This is a genomic window from Pseudomonas sp. HY2-MNA-CIBAN-0224 (assembly GCF_040310285.1).
Classification (GTDB): Bacteria; Pseudomonadota; Gammaproteobacteria; order Pseudomonadales; family Pseudomonadaceae; genus Aquipseudomonas; species Aquipseudomonas helleri.
Map to the genome: position 1 here is coordinate 1 of NZ_JBEOPQ010000738.1, position 252 is coordinate 252.

A 252-nucleotide genomic window follows, 5' to 3' on the forward strand; every position below is an offset into this window, starting at 1 on the left:
GCTCAAAACCGATGGCGGACATGGTGGTCATAACGGTTTGCGCGATATTACGCCGCATATTGGCAACGACTTTCATCGCCTGCGCGTGGGTATTGGGCATCCGGGACACAAGTCTAAAGTCAGCGGACACGTCCTATCAAAAGCTTCCTCCGATGAGCAAATTGCCATTGATAGCGCCGTGAGCGCCGCGTTTGAAGCTTTGCCCCTGCTGTTAAGTGGTGATATTGAAAAAGCTCGCTCTCAGATTAATAG

The 252-nt window shown here is 51.2% G+C and carries 1 pseudogene; it reads left to right on the plus strand.

Annotation, left to right across the window (positions count from 1 at the left end):
- Positions 1-252: pseudogene (locus AAEZ03_RS28285) on the plus strand (aminoacyl-tRNA hydrolase); the annotation flags it as partial.